This is a genomic window from Nitritalea halalkaliphila LW7 (assembly GCF_000265075.1).
Classification (GTDB): Bacteria; Bacteroidota; Bacteroidia; order Cytophagales; family Cyclobacteriaceae; genus Nitritalea; species Nitritalea halalkaliphila.
The window spans coordinates 1-19,382 of the sequence record NZ_AJYA01000055.1 but is presented as its reverse complement, the minus strand read 5'-3'; the positions used below and the strand labels follow the sequence as shown (position 1 = coordinate 19,382).

17 protein-coding genes and 2 pseudogenes are annotated in these 19,382 nt (G+C 51.9%); 13 read left to right on the top strand and 6 right to left on the bottom strand.

Annotated elements, in window-relative coordinates; genetic code table 11:
• From A3SI_RS14040 to A3SI_RS14015, 6 genes and pseudogenes are all read right to left on the bottom strand, one after another.
• Positions 1–650: pseudogene (locus tag A3SI_RS14040) on the bottom strand (endonuclease); the annotation flags it as partial.
• A 59-nt stretch (positions 651–709) separates the two neighbouring features.
• A complete protein-coding gene (locus tag A3SI_RS14035) occupies positions 710–2,407 on the bottom strand; it encodes a hypothetical protein (RefSeq protein ID WP_009056918.1) in 1,698 nt (565 codons plus the stop codon).
• A 316-nt stretch (positions 2,408–2,723) separates the two neighbouring features.
• Positions 2,724–3,455, bottom strand: coding sequence for a succinate dehydrogenase/fumarate reductase iron-sulfur subunit (locus A3SI_RS14030; protein WP_009056917.1), 732 nt, complete (start codon positions 3,453–3,455; stop codon positions 2,724–2,726).
• Position 3,456: 1 nt separating this feature from the next.
• Positions 3,457–5,357: pseudogene (locus A3SI_RS14025) on the bottom strand (fumarate reductase/succinate dehydrogenase flavoprotein subunit).
• A gap of 117 nt (positions 5,358–5,474) precedes the next feature.
• Positions 5,475–6,074 carry a T9SS type A sorting domain-containing protein gene (locus A3SI_RS14020; protein ID WP_156810319.1) on the bottom strand — a complete coding sequence of 200 codons (600 nt, stop codon included), beginning with the start codon at positions 6,072–6,074 and terminating at the stop codon, positions 5,475–5,477.
• 355 nt (positions 6,075–6,429) lie between these two features.
• A complete protein-coding gene (locus A3SI_RS14015) occupies positions 6,430–7,179 on the bottom strand; it encodes a DeoR/GlpR family DNA-binding transcription regulator (RefSeq protein WP_009056915.1) in 750 nt (249 codons plus the stop codon).
• 220 nt (positions 7,180–7,399) lie between these two features.
• Here A3SI_RS14015 and A3SI_RS19785 point away from each other — a divergent pair, with 220 nt between their 5' ends.
• The 13 genes from A3SI_RS19785 (at position 7,400) to A3SI_RS13965 (ending at position 19,319) form a co-directional block, all read left to right on the top strand.
• Positions 7,400–8,719, top strand: a complete 1,320-nt coding sequence (locus A3SI_RS19785) for a TonB-dependent receptor plug domain-containing protein (protein ID WP_202946872.1) — start codon at positions 7,400–7,402, stop codon at positions 8,717–8,719.
• A 17-nt stretch (positions 8,720–8,736) separates the two neighbouring features.
• Positions 8,737–10,296, top strand: a complete 1,560-nt coding sequence (locus A3SI_RS19780) for a TonB-dependent receptor domain-containing protein (RefSeq protein ID WP_202946871.1) — start codon at positions 8,737–8,739, stop codon at positions 10,294–10,296.
• Complete coding sequence (locus A3SI_RS19775) at positions 10,281–10,484, top strand: hypothetical protein (protein ID WP_202946870.1); 204 nt, start codon at positions 10,281–10,283, stop codon at positions 10,482–10,484. The genes A3SI_RS19780 and A3SI_RS19775 overlap by 16 nt, the downstream gene beginning before the upstream one ends.
• Before the next feature lie 11 nt (positions 10,485–10,495).
• On the top strand, positions 10,496–10,975 hold the full coding sequence (locus tag A3SI_RS14005) for a SusD/RagB family nutrient-binding outer membrane lipoprotein (protein WP_156810318.1): 480 nt from the start codon (positions 10,496–10,498) through the stop codon (positions 10,973–10,975).
• A complete protein-coding gene (locus tag A3SI_RS14000; protein WP_083836541.1) occupies positions 10,939–11,913 on the top strand; it encodes a SusD/RagB family nutrient-binding outer membrane lipoprotein in 975 nt (324 codons plus the stop codon). The genes A3SI_RS14005 and A3SI_RS14000 overlap by 37 nt, the downstream gene beginning before the upstream one ends.
• A 15-nt stretch (positions 11,914–11,928) precedes the next feature.
• A complete protein-coding gene (locus A3SI_RS13995; RefSeq protein ID WP_009056914.1) occupies positions 11,929–12,384 on the top strand; it encodes a hypothetical protein in 456 nt (151 codons plus the stop codon).
• Positions 12,385–13,428, top strand: a complete 1,044-nt coding sequence (locus tag A3SI_RS13990; protein WP_009056912.1) for a metallophosphoesterase family protein — start codon at positions 12,385–12,387, stop codon at positions 13,426–13,428.
• A gap of 42 nt (positions 13,429–13,470) precedes the next feature.
• A complete protein-coding gene (locus tag A3SI_RS13985; RefSeq protein WP_316929220.1) occupies positions 13,471–14,898 on the top strand; it encodes a glycoside hydrolase family 10 protein in 1,428 nt (475 codons plus the stop codon).
• Positions 14,899–14,986: 88 nt separating this feature from the next.
• Complete coding sequence (locus A3SI_RS13980; RefSeq protein ID WP_238531784.1) at positions 14,987–15,385, top strand: GNAT family N-acetyltransferase; 399 nt, start codon at positions 14,987–14,989, stop codon at positions 15,383–15,385.
• Positions 15,382–16,512 (top strand): MFS transporter, encoded by a 1,131-nt coding sequence (locus A3SI_RS13975; protein WP_238531783.1) that lies wholly within the window; start codon positions 15,382–15,384, stop codon positions 16,510–16,512. Before A3SI_RS13980 ends, A3SI_RS13975 begins: the two co-directional genes overlap by 4 nt.
• Positions 16,503–16,676 carry a hypothetical protein gene (locus A3SI_RS21105; protein ID WP_238531782.1) on the top strand — a complete coding sequence of 58 codons (174 nt, stop codon included), beginning with the start codon at positions 16,503–16,505 and terminating at the stop codon, positions 16,674–16,676. Before A3SI_RS13975 ends, A3SI_RS21105 begins: the two co-directional genes overlap by 10 nt.
• Entirely contained in the window at positions 16,669–18,294 is a 1,626-nt protein-coding gene (locus A3SI_RS13970; protein WP_009056906.1) for a glycoside hydrolase family 3 protein, read from the top strand. The genes A3SI_RS21105 and A3SI_RS13970 overlap by 8 nt, the downstream gene beginning before the upstream one ends.
• Positions 18,295–18,335: 41 nt before the next feature.
• Positions 18,336–19,319 (top strand): BamA/TamA family outer membrane protein, encoded by a 984-nt coding sequence (locus A3SI_RS13965; RefSeq protein WP_009056905.1) that lies wholly within the window; start codon positions 18,336–18,338, stop codon positions 19,317–19,319.
• Positions 19,320–19,382: the final 63 nt, after the last annotated feature.

Genomic DNA, 19,382 nt, shown 5'->3' with positions numbered 1-19,382 from the left:
CTCAGGTCAAAGGCAGGGCTGATGAGCCACTGCTCGTTGGTTTGCTGCGTTCCGTTAGCGAAGCCATTGGCCTGCAGGCCAAAAGGTGCATTGGCAGTGGCATTATTTCCGGCTCTACCGAACTGGGTACATTCCCACAGCTGCTGTCCTGTAATGGCGATGGCAGTCCAGCCGTCAGGCAGTCCTTCCTGACAGGAGGTGTTAAAGTCCTCGAAGATCTGGAAAGGGTCGAAGCGCTGTCCGGTGACGGCCAGGGATACAGGCGGGATGCCGCTGGTGCTGTGCTGGATGGAAGAAGCCAGGTTAATGGCTTCAGCACTGCTGAACTGCACGAAGAGGGTAAGTGCCTCTGCTTCCAGACTTTCAGCAGGAATGCTGAGCGGTGCTTGGAAGTTGCTGCCGTCTAAGGAGAAGCGCAGGACTTCAGGTCCGGAGATTTCTACGGGACCTTGGAGGTCGCGTGCGCTCAGGATATAACTCAACACTGGCCCTTCTTCTCGGATGGAGGTTCTAGGGAAGCCGAGAGCTTCGGGATCGGTGCTGATAAAAGGAATCCCTGCTTCCCCGCTGGCGCGTACGACCCCGGTAAAGGTGATGGGTTGATTGCCTGGGAAGAAGTTGGTCACCCGGAAGGTGCCATTCGCTGCCACGGTTCCGCCGTTTGCGGAGGTGTTATCCAATGCGATGATGCGGAATTCTACTGGGCCAGTCAGCCTTGAAGGGCAGAAAGGTCTACTTCGAGATTTCCGAATGCATTGACACTGGTGAAAGTGGCTAAATTCTGGGTGAAGTTATCGCCACTATAGCGCAGGGCCATGTTAGTGGGCCCGGTGTTAGAAGAGCGGTAGCCGAAACGGAGACTGCTGAGGTCCACGCTTTGGCCCGGCAGGGCCGTAAACCCAAAGCGGAAGAAGCGTTCCTCGCCGGCATTCCAACCGCTACTGGAGAAAGAGTTACCTGAACCAGAAGCTGCCAATCCAGCGCCTCGGGTGAGGGGCTGTCCGGAGATTCCGCTAACCAAGACCACGGGCTCAGTGCTGGCTTGATTACCCGGCTGTCCGGCTAGATCGTATTGGAGTAGGGTGACGGGGTCTAAGGAGGGTTCAGGTTCCACTTCCGTTTCCGCTAAAGTCCCTGTAATGGTTAGCGGAACAAACACAGTTCCCTCTGTGCGGGTATTTGCAATACGTAAAGTGCCTGTAGAACCAATCGAATTTCCATTGGCAGCCGTTTGGCCTACCGCCGCAACGCGAAAGCGCACTTCCCCTCGGACAATGCCTAAGGTGCTTAGATCGATTTCTGTAACGATAAAGTCGTTTGTTGTCTGCGTAATTTCGGCTAGGGAGCTCGTAAAGCCATCGATGCTGCTTTGAACCGCCAGGTTTCCTGGGCCCCCGGCGCTACTGCGTGTGGTAAGCAGAAGCTTTTCGCCTGTAAACGTGAAACCATCGGGCACGCGGAAGCCAAAAGTAAAAAAGCGTTCCTCTTCGGTATTGAAGCCGTTAGCGGTGATGGAGTTGTTTGCAGCAGTGGCTGAAATGCTGCTGCTGCGTTCTAAATCAAAAACGATGATTTGATCCGGTTCTGCAGACCCAGGGGTGAAGGCCTGATTCCCAGGCTGGCCGCTTAGGTCCCAAAAAATGCGTGCTAGGGTATTTTCTTCTGGATTTGCTGGGAGGTCTCCTGGTGTTTCAGGATTTTCCGGTTCTCCTGGTTCCTCTGGGTTGTCCGGTTCTCCTGGTTCCTCAGGGTTTTCTGGTTCAGGGGCAACAGGTTGATCGGGTCCAGCTCCCTCTTCTTGGCCGATAAGCATGCCCGTCAGCTGTAAGCCATCCACGGATGTTGTATTTGTTAGGCGGAAAGTGCCGCCGCTCGCCACGGTGCCTCCGTTAGCGGAAACGTTACTGGTGGGCATGATGCGCAGGCTAACAGTACCGCGAAGGGGAGGGAGGGCGCTCATGTCTAAGGTCTGTGGGGCTGCACTGGATATTTGTACCCAGGTAGCAACAGGTGTGGTGAAACCATCTGTCGAGCTAAAGATAGCCATGTCTCGGGGCCCGCCTCCTGAGGACTGGCCTGCCAAAGTCAGTGTCCTTACGTGTAAGGCTTGCCCCTCTGCGACCTCAAAGTCGAGTGAGAGGAAGTTGCCTGCTGTGGCGTTCCAATTGGTGGAGTTGAAGCCATTGGGTGCACTTGCAGCTCCTAAACCCGGTCCACGACTGAGGCGGATATTGTCGATGCTGGCAGCCCCCACTCCTGTTAGGGGGCCTTCTGTGGGGCCCGAAAGCCCCGAGAAATCGATTCGAAGGACTTCTTGATCTCCCTCCGCCGCGCTACCAGAGAAAATGGTCAGCAGGGAAAAGAGTAGAAATCCACCGAGTAAAGCATACGGTAAAACGTGTTTCATGTACGTTCGTGTAGATTGAAAATAATTTTAGCCCTTAAAGCTACCTACAAACTGAAATGCAAATAATATTTCGCGTGTTAAGTATTTGTTAAGAAGTGATGTGTCTAAATGTTAGTTCAAACGGTAATTATAGCTTTTAAAGCGGAATAAGCTACAATAAATGTCGTTTGTAATCCCTTAAAAGCGTTTGGCTACCAAATAAAATTTTAAGAGCCTTGTGCAGTTGATAGCGAAAAAATAACAGGAGACCCTAAGATTTGGGCCATAAAAAAGCATCCCGAAGGATGCAGTAAGTTGCGGAGATTTCTCTACGCTTTTAGGACTTCCAAAACTCCGCATGCATGCGCACGATATGTGCGATCGAAACGCCCTGTGGACAGACCACTTCGCAAGCTCCAGTCATGGAGCAGGCGCCAAAGCCCTCCACATCCATCTGCGCCACCATCGCTTGCACCCGTTTTGCGGCCTCGGGTTCGCCCTGGGGCAGAAGCGCCAAGTGGCTGATTTTCGCTCCTGTAAAAAGGGCTGCACTGGCGTTTTTACAGGTTGCGACACAAGCTCCACAGCCGATACAGGCGGCCGCTTCGAAGGCTGTTTCGGCCTGTTCCAGTGGAATTCGGGTGCTGTTGGCTTCTGGAGCTTGCCCCGTCTGCACGCTGATATATCCCCCCTTCATGATGATGCGATCCAGCGCGCGCCGATCCACGCAGAGATCCTTTTTGATCGGAAAGGCCTTTGCCCGGAAGGGCTCCAGCACGAGTGTATCCCCAGACTGAAAGCTGCGCAAGTGCGTCTGACAGGTCGTAGCGCCCCTTTCTGGGCTATGAACGTCCCCATTAATTACGAATCCGCACTGCCCACAGATACCTTCCCGACAGTCTGAGTCGAAGGCGATGGGTGTCTTTCCTGCCGCCATCAGTTGCTCATTTAGTACATCGAGCATCTCCGGAACGGACATGGCTGGGTTGAGATCCTCTAAAGAATAGGTCTCGAAGGTTCCTTTGGCTCGTGGATTCGGCTGACGCCAAATTTTTAAGGTCAATTTCATTTTACTGGTAACTTCTTTCTTGTGGTTGCATGTACTGAAAGTGAAGTGCTTCGCGGTGGAGTTGGAAGCCCTCGGAGGTGGATTCCCAGGCGGAAACAAACTGGAATTCTGCATCGTTGCGAGCGGCCTCTCCCTGTTCGGTTTGGTACTCCACGCGGAAGTGCGCTCCACAGGATTCCTCTCGCTGCAGGGCATCGGTGAAAATTAACTGCGCTAGTTCCAAGTAATCCTCCACTCGAAGGGCCTTTTCGAGCTCCATGTGCAGGCCCTCGCCCGTTTCGGGCAAAAAAAGATCCTCATAAAAGCTTTTTTGGAGCTCTTTTACCTCTTTAAGCCCTTCCTGTAGCTGCCCTCTTTCCCGAATGAGGCCACATTTTTGCGTCAGCAAGGCCCCTAATGCGCGATGAAACTGATCTGCCGTTCGCATGCCTTTTATGTTTTGAAGAAGGTCGATGCGGGCACGGGCTTCCTGCAGGAGCCGCTCTTCGGCGGCAAGTTTTCGGGCTCCCAGCGCTGTCTCACCTGCCAAGTAGTGCATCAGGGTGTGGGGCAAAATAAAATAGCCGTCCACGCAGGCCTGTAGGAGGGAGTTCGCCCCGAGTCTGTTGGCGCCATGATCGGCAAAGTTCGCCTCTCCGAGTACAAAGAGGCCGGGCAGGTTGCTCTGCAGCTCATAATCCACCCAGAGGCCTCCCATAGAAAAGTGGGCGGACGGCGAAATGAGCATCGGCTCCTGATAGGCATCCGTGCCGGTAATTTTTTTATACATGGAAAAGAGATTGCCATAGCGCTTTTCTATGGTACCTTGACCCTCTCGGCGTATAGCATCGCTAAAATCGAGGTAAACGGCATTGCGCAGGGGGCCGACACCTTGGCCCGCATCGATGACTTCCTTAGCGGCGCGGGAGGAGATGTCGCGAGGGGCTAAATTACCGTAAGTCGGGTATTTGCGTTCCAGATAATAGTCGCGCTCCTCTTCGGGAATGTCGGCGGGGGCACGATTATCCCCCGGTTTTGGGGCACCCAAATCCTGCCATCGTTCCGCAGGGACTCAGACATCAGCGTGAGTTTCGACTGGTAAGGGCCAAGCTGAGGTAGGGAAGTGGGGTGGAACTGGGTCCAGCTAGGCGCTGCAAAGTAGGCTCCGCGGCGATGTGCCCGCCAGATGGCAGACCCGTTACAGAGCATGGCCAGCGTGGAAAGATAATAGATTTTACCGTAGCCGCCTGTGGCTAAAACCACTGCATCTGCCGCATGTGCGGTGATGGCGCCGGTTTCTAAGTTGCGCGCGATGATTCCTTTCGCTTGGCCTTCCTCCAAGATCAAGTCGAGCATCTCATGGCAGGTATGTAGGGTTACGGAGCCTGTGGCAACCATGCGCATCAAGGCCTGATAGGCTCCCTGTAGGAGCTGCTGTCCGGTTTGGCCACGGGCATAAAAGGTACGGCTGACCTGTACACCGCCGAAGGAGCGGTTCGCCAAATAGCCGCTATACTCCCGTGCGAAAGGAACTCCCTGTGCCACGGCTTGGTCGATGAGGGCCATGGAGCACTCTGCCATTCGGAAAACGGAGGCTTCGCGTGAGCGGAAATCGCCGCCTTTTAAGGTGTCTTGGAACATCCTCCAGACACTGTCGCCGTCATTTTTATAGCCTTTGGCAGCGTTTATGCCGCCCTGTGCTGCGACGCTGTGGGCCCGGCGTGGACTTTCGTGGTATGTAAAAACCTCGCAGGAAAATCCCAGCTCAGCCAAGCTGGCTGCCGCAGCACTGCCGGCCAATCCGGTGCCTACGACGATAACGCGGTATTTTCTTCTGTTAGCAGGACTAATCAAGCGGGCCTGCGCCTTAAACTGCTGCCACTTTTGGTCGAGTGGGCCTTCTGGGATTTTCGGATCTAACATGGTTTAGAACAGGTTCACAACTAAAGTACAAAAACTTCCGCTGAATCCATAGCCCGAAAGATAAGGCATAAAAAAAAATGGCGCCGAATGACGCCATTTTTCTAAATTCAAACTATACTAATCAACAATCTTCTTCTTAATAATAAATGTTCTTCTTGTTCCCGTTTCTGTCGGTAATTTCGAAGTAGAAATCAGTGCTTTTGCCTGATTCGCTGTGATGACACGCTTTTGGAAACGACCAGGGCGGGATACAAACTCAGAATCCACTTCACGACCTTCAAAGTCTCTCACAGTTACTTTTAATGGCTCCTCATCTTCCACGACCATATCTAACACAAGGGAGAATGGTGACTCTAATACAGCTTTAGCTGTTAGGAAGGTGAAATTTCTCATCTGGCGCTGCCCTAATTCCACGCGCTCCACGATCTCTTGGTTCGCGGAACGTATTTTCACCAAATATTCTCCGTCAGGAAGGTTTTCTAAGTTTAAAGGCAGTTTCGTCACTTCGTCTACTTTCATGCGTGTGCTGAAAACGCGCTGACCTTCTAAGTTTTCTACGCGGATAGCCACGTCACCCAGACCTTCGGCTAGGTAAACCTGAACCTTCTTATTAACTGGTCTGACTTTCGCCATTTCTTCCAATCTTTCTTTGGCTTCTACGGTTGCTCCGAACCCTAAAGCGATGAACATTCCAAGCGCAACGATAGTACGTCTCATAATCCTGTAAACTTTGTTTTTGTTTTGTCTTTGCAATGATAATACGGAGCATTCAGAATTATGTTTAAGTAAAATTAAAAATATGTTAAAAATATTCTTAAAAATACCTTTTCGGGAAAGAATCTACTTTGGTATTATTTGCGGGTTGAATTGTTTTATATGGTAAAAACATAGTCCCTCGATAGGAAATACATAAGGGCTTGATTTTTCACAAATCTGCTACCGGCGAAAAAAAAGTTGAAGGCAATCAAAAAAAGCACCTACCCTTTTATTGAGCGGCGCTTTTTTGAGAAAAATGGTGGATATCGGTGATAATTGGGCTTCCGCCCAAAGGGCACATCTTGCATGAGCTGCGCTATAGCAGCTGAATCTGTGCCTCTCGAAAGGCTGTCAGCGTAGCATCTTCCGGGTCTAGTTCTGTGATTAAGGTGTCTATATCTTGGATCGGGCAGGTTTGAAAGCGCTGAACACTATTTAATTTGGCGGAAACGGTGAGTACCATCGTTTTTTTCGCTCGTTCGATCATGGCCTTTTTCACCTGAACTACCTCATAATCGTATTCTGTGAGGCCTTCTTTAACGCTGAGATACCCTGTCCCTAAAAAGCAAAGGTCTACCCGCAGCTGTTGCAGCGCTAAAATCGTGTCTGCCCCCACGCTGATTTGTGCATCCTTACTCAGTACGCCTCCTAAAAAAATAATTTTTATCGTAGGGTGCTGGATGAGCTGAGTAGCCAGCGGCAGGCTAGGGGTAAATACCGTCAGCTTAATGTTCGGAGGGAAGTGCTTGACCACTTCTATGTTCGTGGTGCCGCCCCCCATTAGGATCACCATGTCGTCTCGAAGTAGCCGCACAGCCTTTTTCGCGATATCGCTCTTCTTCTGCTGGAGAAAGTTATCCTTCGCGACGTAGTTATATATATTATAGTCTAGCGAAACTGCTCCGCCATGTACTTTTTTGACTAACTGTGCCTCATCTAGCTCCTTGACATCTCTTCGAATGGTGTCTACGGAGACCTGAAGCGTATCCGCTATGTCCGCCAGTAAGATACGGTGATGTACGCGCACCTCCTGTAAGATGTAGGCATGTCTTTCTTCTTTTAGCATGGTCTAAGGTAGTATAAATCGGAAAAACGTGCAACATAAAAAAGCATACAACCATTTATGGCAAAAAACTGAAATTAAATCGGCATAAACTTGCAGATATTTGCAGTGTTTTGTATGTTTATGCTAGGTAATCTTGTGAAGTATGCTGAAGGGTATGTGGGATACAGCAGCACTCCTCGCGATGGCCCCGTGTCAATGCTAATTTTAAACCCAATTCTATATGAACAAACCTCTAATCAGTTTGCTACTGCTGTGTCTGTTCTGCTGGCAAACTGCCATCGCTCAGTCACGCGTCGTCAGCGGGGTAGTCACCTCGGCTGCGGATGGGGAGCCCCTCCCGGGTGTCTCCGTCGTGCTAAAAGGAACCTCTACCGGTACAGTGACCGGCATAGAGGGTGATTTTACGATTGCTGTTTCTGGAGACCGCCCCGTGCTCGTGTTCTCTTTTTTAGGATTTAAACGCTTCGAGCAGGCCGTGGGCAACCAAAGCACCCTAGCGATCGGGTTAGAGGAAGAGCTGGCTACTCTGTCGGAGGCTGTAGTAACTGCTTTCGGGGTCAAGCAAGAGCGGAAGGCCCTCGGCTTTCCCATCCAAGAGGTAGGCAATCGCGAACTGATGGAGACCAATCAGCCCAATGCGCTCAATGCCCTCAGAGGCCGTGTGGCAGGGGTTAACATCACCTCTTCTTCTGGGGCGCCTGGTGCAGGAACGAACATTATTATCCGTGGGATTAACTCCCTAGATCCGGGTGCTAACAATCAACCCCTTTTCGTTATCGACGGGATTCCCGTCTCGAATGAAACGAACATCACTGGGGGTAGAGGAGGCGATACTTTTACGAATACTAACCGGATCGCGGACATCAACCCAGACGATATCGAAACGATTTCGATCTTGAAAGGACCTTCTGCAGCGGTTTTGTATGGGTTGCGTGCCGCAAATGGCGCCGTCATCATCACTACAAAGTCCGGAAAGGCTGGCAAAACCGTGTTTAACTTCAGAACCAGCTACTCAGTAGATGAAGTTGGCCGACGTCCACCGATGCAAGATCGCTATCTGCGGGGCACACAAGGTGTCTATAATCCAAATGACTACCGCGCCGATGGCCCCCCTGCTGGCCCGAACGATATTATGCGCAACCAATGGGATCAAATTTTCAATACTGGAAATACCGCTCAGCAGGGACTTACCTTTTCTGGGGGTAATGAGCGCGCCACTTTCTTCGGTTCCGTTTCCCGTCTCGATCAAACAGGGGTAGTGCCAAACTCCAACTTTGACCGGACCACGGTCAAAATAAGCGGTACCTTACAAGCTAATGAGCGGCTCAAATTAGATGGTTCTGCCTCTTACATCAACTCCAATGGTAAAAACCCGAGAATGGGTGTAGGCGGCGCCGGGGTTATTTCCTATGCCTCCCGCTATGCGCCGGATGTAGACATGCGCGATTTTATTACTGCTGATGGTTTGCCTATCCGCTATACCACACAGCTGGATAATCCTTTCTTTTTCGCGGAAATGCCTTCCAAGAAGAAAAGGTAGATCGCTTTATCGGGAACTTGGGAGCGAATTACGCCTTGACAGACTGGTTAAAGTTAGACTACCGCGTCGGAATCGATCAGTACACGGATAATCGCTTTATCCTGACCTCGCCACGTACGCTAATCGGTGCTGGAGCGAATGGAAGTATCTCTGAGCGTGTACTTCAGTACCAAGAAATCAACAGCAACCTCTTGCTAACAGCCGAGCGACAACTTACAGACGATATAGGGGCTGTGTTCTCTGTTGGTAATCAAATCACAACAATCAACACCCGCGATTTTACCAGTACAGGTACTAATTTTGTGATCGCCGACTTCATTTCGATTAACAATTTAAGCCAGTATAATACACGCTCCTTTCCGACGAGCAGAAGCATCATCGGGGTTTTTGCAGATGCGCGCTTCGATTACAAGCAAACTCTTTTCTTAAACCTTACGGGAAGAAATGACTGGTCTTCTACTTTGCCAAGGGCCAACAGATCTTTTTTCTACCCTTCCATCAGTACCAGTTACATCTTCACCGAGACGCTCAAGCTAAATTCTCAGCGCGTGCTTAGCTACGGTAAAGTAAGAGCTTCTTTCGCTGAGGTTGGTAAGGATGCGAATCCCTTCTTGATCGGAAATTACTACAGTACCTTGGCACCTTTCCGAGGAGTGGTGGGTGTGGTGCGTAATAACACGATCGGTAGTGAGGACCTGCGCCCAGAACGCACACGTGGACTGGAGTTTGGCTTCGATGTGGGCCTATTTAACAATCGCTTAAAACTGGATGTGAACTATGCCATCCAAACTTCCATCGACCAGATCGTCCCTATTCCTGTGAGCCGTGCGACAGGTTTTACGAACTTCGTGATTAATGCAGGAAGTATCCGAAACAACATCTGGGAGGTAGTCGCTGATGCCACCATTCTGCAGAAAGGAAGCTTTACGTGGAACTCTGTTCTTAACTGGTCGCGACTTAGAGGCCGTGTACTTTCTCTACCCGATGGTTTAGAAGAAATAACTTTCCAGCCGGCTACCCCTTGGGTGAAGCAGCGTATCGTGCCGGGTGGAAGACCGGGTGACTTCTTTGGCTGGCCGTTATCACGTGTCGATGCCCCAGGTTCCGACGCGGATGGTCGTCTGATTATCATAAATGGGTATCCAGATGTAAATAATGGGCGCCCACTGGCTGAGGATAGCTTTATCGGAAACGCTTTCCCCGATTGGGAAGGGGGCTGGACGAACGTTATGCGGTATAAAAATCTGGAATTCAGCTTTCTCTTTACCTTCCGTAAGGGGGGCTATGTGTTCGACATCAACAGACGCCTGCGCTACGGACAGGCTGGGGGCGAAGCACCGACTGGGGCAGAGACCAATCTTCGAAATCGCTTAGTGGTCTTCGATGGTGTGGTCAACTCGGGCACAGCCGAAAATCCTGTGTGGGTGGAAAATACACAGCCGGTACCTATCGGGGTGAATGAGCTCTATGGACAGGCGTTCCGCTACCGCTTAGCCTCTGAATTTAATGGTTTCCAAGAAGCTTCTTGCTGCGCCTCCAAAATGTTAGCCTTGCATACGACATGCCAGCCTCCCTGATCAGTCGACTGCCTTTCACCGCTATTCGTGCTTCGGTTACAGGGAATAACTTGTGGATGACCACCCCGTTTATCGGCTTTGATCCTGAGCAGAGTGCTTATGGTGCGGGGTCAAATGTCTTTGGCTTCGTAGGAACAAATGTTCCGATGACCCGCAGTGTGTTTTTTGGTCTTAATCTTACTTTCTGATGCAGCGAACTATGAAAAAATATATCGCCCTCGCCGCGCTTCTTGTGATGGGCGCTTGCGACAACTTACTCGACGTGAATGTGGATCCGGGCAGAATCTCCCCCGATCAGGTCACAGTCCAAACCCTCTTTCCTGCCGGTATCCGCTTTACGGCAGCCAGCATGTTTGGCGCAGCCGAGCGCGGAACCATGTACCCACAGTACTTAGGCGGTCAGCAGATTAGTCAATTTATTCCTTATGGATTCGACCAGATTTGGCGTCCGCTCTACACCGATGCTGTTCCTTCTCTCCAAGAAATAATTAGCAGGGGAGAAGAGCAAGGTGCCTTTAATTACAGCGGTGCGGCTAAAGTGATGCTGGCGCTTACGATTATGACTGCGACAGATATTTTCGGCGATGTGCCCTACACACAAGCAACCAGGGAACTTCGAACCTGTACCCCTGCTACGATTCCATGCAGGAAATGTATGAGATTCACCTGCCAGCATTAATGAACAGTGCCATAGAGGATTTAGAGCGTCCACTTCCAGATGCGCCAGGACTCCGCACACTGCAGGGGGATTTAATTTACGGTGGCGATTTATCCAAGTGGCGCAAGGCCGCCTACGCGGTACGGGCACGCTATAACCTGCACATCGCTGTTAAAAACCCAGCTGCCCTCAGCGCAGCCGTAGCCGACGCGGAACGAGCTTTTAGCTCCAATGCGGACGATTTTCAGTTAGTCTACGAAGAAAATGTCCAAAACCCTTGGTTTATTTTCTTAGGAAATGCAGTGAACAAGGTGCAGCGTCCCGGATCCTACATCACCAACCTGATGAATGGAACTGCCTATTACGCCGATGTGGTGGACCCCAGAATCACGCGCTACATGGATAACAGAGGCGCGGATAACTTCCGAGGCGTAGGTCCCGGCTTCCTTATCGACGATGAGCAAGGTGTCAATGTGGACCTTACGCAGACGACTTGGCATTCACGTAACGTCGCGCCGCTGCAGATGATGACCTATCCAGAAATGCAGTTTATCCTAGCCGAAGCACTCTTAAGCACGAACCCTACTGCCGCCTATGAAGCCTACCTGAACGGGATCACGGCCAGCATGGAAAAAGTAGGCGTCAGCACCGCAGAGATCTTAGCCTACACGCAGGATCCACAGGTGGCGGTAGGTGCCGCTAACCTTACGCTCGCCGATGTGATGCTTCAAAAGTACATTGCACTTTACCTAAACATCGAAACCTGGACCGACATGCGCCGCTATCAGTACGACCCTAGCGTCTACGTGGGGCTGGAAAAACCTAGTGGTGTTCGCAATCAGCTGCCGGGTCAAGGCTGGATTCAGCGTAGTAATATTCCCGATGATGAGCCAGGAACGAATACCTGTCTCCCAGAGATCCCGAATCAAGGGGTGAAATTATGGTTGTTTGACAATTAAACACTAGGTACTCTCATGAAAAAAATCCTTAAAAATACCGTTTTGGCCCTTTCGCTGGCCTCCCTTAGCTTGGTGGCATGTGACATCGATCCGACACAGCCCCTGCGCGACATTATCCGTGAAGATCTGGGCTACCTTCCTGTGGTGGCAGGCTGGTCACTCCGTACCCCCGCCGCGGCTGAATTGCGCCCCGGCGCCAATGCCACCCTCGATCTCCGTTTCTGGTCGGAGGGGGAAATCGACCGCATTCGCCTCTTTGTGACCGTAAATGGTAGTGAGACTATGGTGGAAGAAAAGGCCTACAGCCCAGCTTATTCTGAAATTACGCGAACGGACTCACTCTTATTTTCTTACACCGTGCCTCAGACTGCGGCTGTGGGCTCACCCATCATCTTCCGCTCGGAGGTCATTAATCGTGACCTCCCCGATTTCCCAGTTGGCAGATCGCTTACCTTTACCCTTCAGGAGTAGATGCCGAATAAGAGCAGAAGAGCGTGGCTAAAAAAAGCGGCTTGGTCCGGGCTTGGGCTTACGGGCTTGGCCGCTTCTTGCAGCCCTGCTGAAGAAAAAAAACAGGCAGCAGAAGGTTTTTATTTCGCACATCTGACCGATATGCATGTGCGCCGTAAGCGCAAAGGGCACGAAGGGTACGCAGCCTGCGTGGCACATATCAATGCCCTCCAGCCGGCTCCTGAGCTGGTGCTGATGGGCGGGGACATGGCCTTCGATGGGAATTATACCCCGAAGGAGGAGTTTATCGATCAGCTGCAGCTGGTAAAAGGCATTTCGGATGACCTACAGATGCCCTACTATGCCTGTATCGGGAACCACGATTCGCTCGGCTTAAACCCGCGGCGCAAAGTCGAAATAGAGGACCCAGACATCGGGAAAGGACTCTTTTTGGCTACCTTCGGTCTCGATCGGAGCTACTACAGCTTCGACCATAAAGGCTGGCATTTCGTAGTGCTGGATGCCCTCTTGGAAGTGGAAGCAGAACATGGGCCGAGCCAAACGCATGCCTTTGGCGAGGAACAGCTTGACTGGCTGCGTTTTGATCTGGGGCGAAACCCAAGGCCTACCGTCATCAGCACCCATATCGGGCCTTTCTGTAATATCGGGCAGTACCTGGCTGACCCCAAGCTCCCCGCCATGAATCACATGGTGGTGCAGGATGGACTGGCCTTTCGGCAAATCTGCGAGCGCCATCAGGTCCGTGCCGTGCTCCAGGGGCATAGCCACATTCCGGAAGAATACCGATTTAATGGCATTTGGTATATCACCTCACCTGCCGTGTCGGCCTCCTGGTGGAGCGGTAACTGGAAAGGGTATGGTACAGGATTCACCCTCCTCCATGCCAAGGAATCAGGAGAGCTCAGCTGGGAGACGCGTTACTACGATTGGGAGCCACAGCTGGAGCCAGAAGACACGCTAGAAAGAGAGCGGACGGCAGATCGTACCGCTTTCGAGAAAGAACAAGAACGCTTAAAACAAGAAGAATCGCATGCGCAACGTTAAGCTGAGCTGCTGGCTCATCGGGATCATAGCTTTTTTGGGGAGCTGTGCGCGTCCCAGTTCTCAGCAAGCAGAAGTGGAAAGCCCTACGCGGGAATTCCGGGCTTTTGGGTAGCTACCGTCGTCAATATCGACTGGCCAAGTGCGGGAGGAATACCCTGGGCCGAACAAAAAGAGGAATTCCGTTCCCTTTTGGCGTATTACAAAAGCCTTAATATGAACGCTGCTATCGTGCAGATTCGCACCGCTGGAGACGCCTTTTACCCAAGCGAATTAGCTCCCTGGTCGACTTATTTGACCGGCAAGCAGGGACAAGCGCCCGATACCGAGGAGGATCCGCTGCTTTGGATGATTCAGGAAACACACCGGCAGGGAATGGAATTTCATGCCTGGCTAAACCCCTATCGCGCCACCTTCGACGATCGGCTGGACCAGCTGGCCCCGACCCACGATGTGCTGCGCCACCCCGAATGGATGATCGCCTATGGAGGTAAATATTACTACGACCCAGGCCTTCCAGAGGTGCAGGAACATCTCCAAAACATCATTCGCGAGGTGGTCGAAAACTATCCCATCGATGCCATTCATTTTGATGATTACTTCTACCCCTATAAGGTGGAGGGAGAAACCTTCGGAGATGCAGCCAGTTATGCTCGTTTGGCCCGGGAGGGCCAAAGTCTAGAAGACTGGAGAAGGGAAAATGTGAATAAGCTCATCGCCTCTCTGCACGCCACGATAAAGGAGCTGAAGCCCTATGTGCAGTTTGGCATCAGCCCTTTCGGAGTCTGGCGGAACCAAGATAGGGATCCAAGAGGATCTGCCACGCAGGCGGGACAGACCAACTATGACGATTTGTATGCTGATGCACTAGCATGGATGGAAGCGGGCACGGTAGATTATATGTTGCCCCAGCTGTACTGGAGCATGGATTATGCGCCTGCTTCCCATCGGGTGCTGGTAGACTGGTGGGCAAAATATGCCGATAAGTGTTTAGTTTACATTGGAAATGGCCCTTATAAGATCCGGAATAATGCGGATGAAGCGTGGGATGATCCACAGGAGATTCCCCGGCAGCTGGCCCTGACGCGTCAGGATCCACGGATAAGCGGAAATGCATTCTTCTCGGCGAAGTCCTTTCCGGCGCAGCCCGATGTAGCCGAAATCCTTCGGGAAGGGCTCTATGCGGCCCCCGCTCTCGTACCGGTCTTACCGGGGGCTCCGGCAGCAGCTAAGTTGCCCGAGATGAGGGTCAAAAAAGCAGGCCAAGAGTTTCAAGTGGATTTTGCAGCTCCGCTGCCAGAGGAAATTAATCGGGTGGTGTACTTTCAGCCGAAGGGTCGTGTACAGGAGCTCGCTTCGGTGCATTACATCGAGCTGGAAGAGGATAGAATGCGTGGCCAGTGGGCTAGAAATCAGAAGAATGGCTTAAAATGGGCCTTTATGGATGCCTATGGCCAAATTATTTACCCTTAAAAGTAAAATTAGATGCAGGATATGTTGGTTCCCTGCTGCGGCTGCCGGATGTGCGTTTGCAAAAGCAGAAATTAGAGGACGAGGGTTGGTGTTTCGCCGTGCCATCGCACCAGAAAAGCAGGTGGTACAGGCATGGGTGCAGCAGCATTTTAGCCACTTTTGGGCCTCGGAGGTAGAGGTGGCTTTCAGTCGGCAGCCTGTGGCACTTTGGGTGGCGCAGGAAGGTCAGCAGCTGCTGGGTTTTGCTTGTTATGACTGCACGGCCAAAGCCTTTTTCGGGCCTACAGGGGTTCTGGAAGCGGCTCGCGGGCGCGGCATCGGCAAGATTTTGCTGGTAAAAGCGCTGGAAAGCTTGCGCGAGCAGGGCTATGTGTACGGTATTATCGGCGGAGTCGGTCCTGCAGATTACTATGCGAAAGCAGTAGATGCACGGCTGATTCCAGGCTCGGATACCCATCATGTATACCAGAACCTGCTGCGCGGATGAAGGAGGATATGCTGACTACCCGTACACGCGGCCTAAAAAGCCCCTGGCTATGGGTACCCTCACTCTACCTGACGGAGGGAATCCCCTATGTTATCATCATTTCCGTGTCGGTGATCATGTACAAGCAGCTGGGCATCAGCAATGCAGACATCGGCCTGTACACCAGTTTCTTGTATTTGCCTTGGGTGATTAAGCCCATTTGGAGTCCCTTTGTGGACCTGAATGGCACGAAGCGGCAGTGGTTTTTAGCCATGCAAGCGCTAATCGCAGGTACTTTTCTGCTCATCGGGCTGACTTTACCGCTACAAGGCTTTTTTGTACTTTCCTTAGCGCTGTTTTGGGTGGCGGCCTTTGCCTCTGCCACGAATGATATCGCCTCGGATGGGTTTTATCTGATCGGGCTGGCGCAAAAGGATCAAGCCTTCTTCCTTGGGATTCGAAGCACCTTTTATCGCTTGGCCATGATAACGGGGCAAGGGCTGGTGGTAATTCTGGCGGGATATCTGGAGAGTACTCTGATGGATAATCAAAAAGCTTGGTCGCTTACGCTGGTGCTGGTAGCTGGGCTGATGCTTTTGCTCACACTGGTGAATGCATTAACCGTCCCAAAAGAAAAAGAGAAAGTGAAAACAGCGGGTTCGGATGCAGGGTTTTTAGAAGTATTCCGGCATTTCTTCCATAAGGAACACATCGGAATGGCGCTGGCCTTTATGCTGCTGTATCGCCTAGGGGAGTCGCAATTAGTGAAGATGGCGAGTCCATTTCTCTTAGATGCTCGGGAACTAGGTGGGCTTGGGCTCAGCACCAGCGAGGTGGGGATGATTTATGGGACTTTTGGTGTAATCGCACTGACCTTAGGCGGGATTTTAGGAGGGATCGCCATCTCCGCACATGGGCTGCGGCGCTGGATGCTTCCGATGATCATCGCCTTAAATGGTCCGAATGTCTTTTATGTGCTTTTGGCCTACGGCCAGCCAGAAGGTGTCTTCTGGCCTGCATTCGTGGTCATCATCGAGCAGTTTGGCTATGGTTTTGGCTTTGCAGCTTATATGATGTACCTGATATACATCGCCGAAGGCCCTTTAAAACGGCGCATTACGCCATCGCAACGGGCTTTATGGCGCTAGGCATGATGCTGCCCGGCATGATTTCCGGCTTCATTCAGGAGGCGCTCGGATATGGAGGCTTCTTTCAGTGGGTCGTACTGGCTGCCCTTCCGGGGATCTGGGTAGCAAAACGCGTCTTTTATCCCCGGGATTTTGGTAAAAAAACAACAGAAGAACATGTATAATCCCTCGCATCTCAGCTTAGAGGAAAAAATCGCGCAGGCTTTTTCTCCTGCTGCCTTTATCCATGAATCCGATCAGCATGTTCGCGAGATCGAGCGCTTGATCGTGGAGCAAAAAATAGGTGGCCTGACTTTCTTCCACTCCAAGCGCAGTGCCGCGGCGAATTACGACCGCAAAACGGAGTTTGTAAAGCTGGAGAGCACGCTTTCTCGCCTGCAGGAACTCATCCAGCATTATCAGTCGCTGGCCCGGACACCACTTCTTATTAATATGGATGCAGAATGGGGGCTAGCCATGCGGGTGGAGGATACGCCGGCCTATCCATTTGCGATTTCGCTGGGCGCGGTGCAGCAAAACGCCGAGCAGGCGGTCTTCCAGATCGGGCGGCAGATGGCCCAAGACCTGAAAGGGGTAGGTATTCACCTGAATCTAGCCCCTGTGGCCGACATCAATGATAATCCGCTGAACCCAGTCATCGGCTACCGTTCTTTCGGTGCCGAGAAAAACCGGGTCAGCAGGCTGGCACTGGCTTTCTATAAAGGCATGCGTTCGGAAGGGGTAGCGGGCTGTTACAAGCATTTCCCTGGGCATGGAAACACGGCGGTGGATTCGCATTTGGGCTTGCCCATCCTACTTCAGCAGGAGCGGGAGTTGTGGGAAAATGAGCTCGTCCCTTTCCAGGAGGGCATCGATGCGGGAATCGGGATGATCATGATCGGCACTTGGCGGTCCCCAGCCTTAACGGGGGGCAGCACCCTTCCTGCCACTGTTTCGCGGGAAATCATTACCGGCCTGCTGCGCCAGCGTATGGGCTTTACCGGAGTAGTGATCTCGGATGCCCTCAACATGCAGGCAGTGGCATCTTTATACCCCACGAAGGGCCAGCTGGAGCGGGAGGCCTATGCGGCGGGAACCGATATTTTATGTTACTCCGAGCATGTGGAGGCCGGCATTTCTGCCATTGCGCGGGACGTAGCCAGCAGCCATATAGAAGACTCTTTCGGCAGGGTATGGGCCTTAAAAGGTTCTTTAGGGCTTTTCCAAGGGTGCGAACCACAGTTCTTGAACCCCAGTGATGCCTACAGTTTAAACCGTGGGCTGGCGCCCAAAATTCTCACACGCGTATTCGAAAAGGAGGAGGGCAAAACTCTGAAAAGCGCCCGCGACCGCCGTACCTTATTAAAAGTCAACCTTTTTGGCGATCCTGATCCAGTGTTTTTCCAAAAAATCGGGGCTACCTATTCTGGAGATGTGCTGGCTGTTCGGACAGTAGAGGAGGTGGAACAGCTAAAAGAAAAAGCAGCAGCTTACGACACCTTGCTGATCGCCTGCTACCCCCCTTCGATGCGCCCTTCTTTGGATTTTGGTATGGATGAGACCGTTTTAGAGGCTCTTCTGCCTCTAGTGGCCATCAAGCAGTGCGTGCTGTATTTCTTCGGGACACCCTTTGCGCTTAAGCGCTTACGCTTCCTGCCGCTGGTGCAAAATGTCCTGCTGGCCTATCAGGCGGAGGCACCTTTTCAAGAGTCGGCGGCGGCAGTGCTCTTAGGATATGAAAAAGCGCTTGGAAAGCTCCCACTTCCTTTAGAGGATTTAATCCCCTTACCGATTCGAAGTTAGGGTTCGGCATCTAAACAAGGCCCGTATACGTACATGGAAGCATGAGAAAAAGTGCTTCCATTATTTTTTTGTGTCTACTTTTGGGCCTCGGCCCAAAACTTTTCGCGCAGGAAGCTGTACAGGAAACCTTAAAACAGGAAGGAGATCAGCAGCCGGAAGGGGGGCGAAAAAGTAAAAAAGACCCTGCTGAGCGTCCATACACGCTATCTGTCTTGCCTCTGCTGTACTTTACACCGGAAACTTCGCTGGCATTCGGCGCTGGGGCGGTGGTTAACTTTAGGACGGCGCAGGAAGATACCTACGAAAGCCAAGTCCTAGCAGGAGGAGCCTATACCTTACTGGATCAGGTGCTGAGCTATGTGTCTTGGCGGATTTTTTCACCAGAAAACAAGCATCTTTTCGCCGGAGAGGTGGGGTGGTATCGGTATGTGTACTTCTTTTATGGCATCGGAAACCAGGTGCAAGACGCCAATCGAGAGCTTTTCGACGCCACTTTCCCACGATTACGGCTGGATTATGCCTATGCGGTGCGGCCTAACTTGTACGTGGGGCTGCGCTACTGGTACGATGACTGGCGTAACCTGCGTTTTGATCCAGAAGGGCAGCTGGCGCGTGGAACCATCCTCGGAACTGAGGGAGGACGCATCAGTGGTTTAGGGCCCTTGGTGAGCTTTGAAAGCCGCGACAGCCAGTTGTATCCTACCAAGGGGATTTTTGTGGAGACGGCTTGGCAGCGTTATGACCGCGTTTTAGGTTCTCAGTTTGGATATTCGCGTTTTTTCTTGGATGCCCGTAAGGTCTGGTCTGTTTCGGACAAGGGGATTTTAGTGGGTCAGTTTTTTCAGGAGTCTACGACAGGGGAGGTGCCTTTTTTTGCGCTGCCTATGCTTGGGGGGAATCAACTTTTACGGGGGTATTTCGAAGGAAAATACCGGGGGACCGCATCTTTCAGCGGTTCAGGGCGAATATCGGCAGTGGCTGAGGGCTGMCTGGGCAAGGTAGCTTYGCGGGAGTTAGGYGYGTGATGCAGATGCGYTKGAGTGGCTTCGMCTGCGATTGCTATGGACCGCTGCGCTTCGCTTAGCAAA

Bases quoted from the DNA above. Each gene is read 5' to 3' on its own strand.
- A3SI_RS14015 (WP_009056915.1), bottom strand. From the start codon at position 7,179: ATGCTAAAAGAAGAAAGACATGCCTACATCTTACAGGAGGTGCGCGTA.
- A3SI_RS13970 (WP_009056906.1), top strand. From the start codon at position 16,669: ATGTATAATCCCTCGCATCTCAGCTTAGAGGAAAAAATCGCGCAGGCT.
- A3SI_RS13990 (WP_009056912.1), top strand. From the start codon at position 12,385: ATGCCGAATAAGAGCAGAAGAGCGTGGCTAAAAAAAGCGGCTTGGTCC.
- A3SI_RS14005 (WP_156810318.1), top strand. From the start codon at position 10,496: ATGAAAAAATATATCGCCCTCGCCGCGCTTCTTGTGATGGGCGCTTGC.
- A3SI_RS19775 (WP_202946870.1), top strand. From the start codon at position 10,281: ATGCCAGCCTCCCTGATCAGTCGACTGCCTTTCACCGCTATTCGTGCT.
- A3SI_RS14020 (WP_156810319.1), bottom strand. From the start codon at position 6,074: ATGAGACGTACTATCGTTGCGCTTGGAATGTTCATCGCTTTAGGGTTC.
- A3SI_RS14030 (WP_009056917.1), bottom strand. From the start codon at position 3,455: ATGAAATTGACCTTAAAAATTTGGCGTCAGCCGAATCCACGAGCCAAA.
- A3SI_RS13995 (WP_009056914.1), top strand. From the start codon at position 11,929: ATGAAAAAAATCCTTAAAAATACCGTTTTGGCCCTTTCGCTGGCCTCC.
- A3SI_RS19785 (WP_202946872.1), top strand. From the start codon at position 7,400: ATGAACAAACCTCTAATCAGTTTGCTACTGCTGTGTCTGTTCTGCTGG.
- A3SI_RS21105 (WP_238531782.1), top strand. From the start codon at position 16,503: ATGGCGCTAGGCATGATGCTGCCCGGCATGATTTCCGGCTTCATTCAG.
- A3SI_RS13975 (WP_238531783.1), top strand. From the start codon at position 15,382: ATGAAGGAGGATATGCTGACTACCCGTACACGCGGCCTAAAAAGCCCC.
- A3SI_RS14000 (WP_083836541.1), top strand. From the start codon at position 10,939: ATGCAGGAAATGTATGAGATTCACCTGCCAGCATTAATGAACAGTGCC.
- A3SI_RS14035 (WP_009056918.1), bottom strand. From the start codon at position 2,407: ATGAAACACGTTTTACCGTATGCTTTACTCGGTGGATTTCTACTCTTT.